Below are 2,757 nucleotides of genomic sequence, written 5' to 3'. Positions count from 1 at the left end.
AGCAAACTTAACAAAGCAATAGGTTGTTCACCACCTTATTTTCCTTCCTTTGCGTCCTTTGCGAAATCTTCCTTTGCGCTCTTTGCGGTTAAATCTTTATACCTTTAAAAAACTTGAACATCAAGTGTTAGCTAAATTTTAGGGGGTTAGGGGTTGTTATTACTTCAGATAGCTAAAAAATATTTTGACTTTTACTGATTTTTGTGGTAATATATTTAGTTATGCTCAATGGGGAAAATATCCTTTGTATCTCAACTGCGGATTGGGATAACATTGCCTGGACGAATAAACAACACATTATGTCCCGGCTATCAAAGACGAATAAAATTCTGTATATTGAGTCTTTAGGATTACGACAGCCAACGATTAAGAAAAAGGACATCTTGCGAATATTAAAGCGGATAAAAGATTGGTTCAAAGGACCACGCCAGATAAACGAAAACCTGTTTGTTTATTCACCAATAATTTTACCATTGCATAAGGTTAAGATTGTTCAAAAGATAAATCATTTAGTCCTCTGGCTAACACTAAAATTACTGCTGGCAAGGTTAGGATTTAAAAAACCAATCCTGTGGACATACTCCCCTCCAGCGAACTCTTTAATTGGTCGATTAAATGAAAAGTTAGTGATTTATCATTGTGTCGATGAATTATCGGCGACACCAGGGATACCTGATTCTATCATAGAAATGGAGGAAGAATTACTTAAAAAGGCTAACCTAATTTTTACCACATCCAGATTATTGTTTGAAAAAAAGAAGGTGTTTAATCAAAATACCTATTATCTGCCCAATGTGGCTGATGTGCCGCATTTTATGACAGCTCTGGGAGATTTACCAGTCCCAGCGGATATAGCCAGAATTAAACATCCAATTATTGGATTTATCGGCACGATTATCTCTTACAAACTTGACTTTGAGATTATTAAATATATCGCCACAACCCATCCGCAATGGTCAATAGTCTTAATTGGGAATGTGGTAGAAACTGCAGATGAAAAGGGGGTAAAAGAATTAGGCTCTATTCCAAATATTTTTATGCTGGGTGGGAAAAGATATGAAATTTTACCTGCCTATATTAAACCATTTGATGTTTGTATTTTACCCAATCTCATTAATGAATATACCCAAAATATGTTTCCGATGAAATTTTTTGAATATCTGGCTACAGGAAAACCAGTTGTTCTGACACAACTTTCGGCTGTAGAGGAATATAAGGAAATATGTTATATCGCCAGGGATAAAGAGGCATTTGCTCAAAATATTGAAAAGGCATTGTCAGAGAATGACCTGAAAGGACGCCAGAAACGAATAGAAATTGCTAAAGAAAATACCTGGGAGGTTAGAATAAACCAGATGTCGAAATTGATTGAAGAAAGAATTAGGGCGTCACGAAATTAAAGGTAGGTAATCGGTTAACTGGTAATTGGTAACTAATTACCATTCACCAGTTACCATTTACCAACAATAAAGGAGAGAAAAATAAATGACGACTGCATTAGTTACCGGCTGTGCCGGATTTATTGGTTCACATTTAGCCGAGAGATTAATCAAAGAAGGCTACTATGTAAAAGGGATTGATGCCTTCCTTGACTACTATGTTCGAAAAACAAAGGAAGATAATTTAAAAGGTTTACTCAAGGCTAAGAATTTTTCGTTTTTAGAGGCAGATATTTTAAAAGTAGATTTATCTACGCTTTTATCTGATATAGAATATATCTTTCATATAGCCGCGCAGGCAGGTGTTAGAGCCAGTTGGGGCAAAAATTTTGAAATATATACCCAAAACAATATCTTAGCCACTCAGGTCTTACTTGAGGCAAGTAAAGATATGTCCCAATTAAAGAAATTTGTCTATGCTTCCTCTTCTTCTGTTTATGGCGATACAGATATTCTCCCGATGCGTGAGGATGGAAGACTTCAGCCAGTTTCACCTTATGGTGTCTCAAAATTAGCCGGAGAACACTTATGCTATCTTTACTTTAAAAATTTTGGTGTGCCTACGGTTTCTTTACGCTATTTTACTGTTTATGGACCCAGGCAAAGACCGGATATGGCTTTCCATAAATTTATTTCGGCTATCTTACAAAATCAGGAAATCCAGGTCTATGGCTCAGGCAATCAGACAAGGGATTTTACCTTTGTGGCAGATATTGTTGAAGCAACTATTCAGGCATCCAGAATTGATGTCAATGGCGAAGTATTTAATATTGGTGGTGGTAGCCGTGTTGTCTTGAGCCAGGTAATTAATTTAATTGAGGAAATTTTAGGTAAATCTGGGACGACACAACACGCTCAAACTCAATATGGTGATGTTCTTCATACCTGGGCGGATATTTCAAAGGCACAAAAAATCTTAAAATATCATCCTCGGGTTAACCTGAGAGAAGGATTAAAAGAAGAAATTAAGTGGCTGTTGAGGTAAGTGTTCAGATGGTCCTTTACCGCAGAGACGCAGAGGAACAGAGAAGACATAGAAATAAATTAGAGCACATAAAAGATTATTGATACAGCCATTGAAATACTTATGACCTGCTTGCCGAATGTTCAGCAGGCAAGCCAGATTTGTTGAAGTCTCTCGGATAAAAAATTCCCCTCTTGAGAGGGGTTAGGGGTGTGTTTTTCTCTGCGTCTCCGTGTCTGTTATGTAAAGTGTCAAGCTTTTTTTTATTTTTTTACTTAAGAAAAGACTCTACGACTTATCTCTATAACTCTACACCTTATTTTTGTTTTAGGCATTTTGAGTTTTTAATTAAGA

Annotated in this window: 2 protein-coding genes; both read left to right on the top strand. The window is 36.3% G+C overall.

All coding sequences use genetic code 11. The features are described from left to right. Positions 1-203: 203 nt before the first annotated feature. Entirely contained in the window at positions 204-1,400 is a 1,197-nt protein-coding gene (locus AB1414_18620) for a glycosyltransferase (protein MEW6609429.1), read from the top strand. 85 nt (positions 1,401-1,485) lie between these two features. Then, positions 1,486-2,424, top strand: coding sequence for a GDP-mannose 4,6-dehydratase (locus AB1414_18615; GenBank protein ID MEW6609428.1), 939 nt, complete (start codon positions 1,486-1,488; stop codon positions 2,422-2,424). Positions 2,425-2,757 lie beyond the last annotated feature (333 nt).

It is taken from the genome of bacterium, from assembly GCA_040755795.1.
In the GTDB taxonomy this organism is placed as follows: domain Bacteria; phylum UBA9089; class CG2-30-40-21; order CG2-30-40-21; family SBAY01; genus JBFLXS01.
This window is presented reverse-complemented; position numbering and strand designations above follow the sequence as displayed.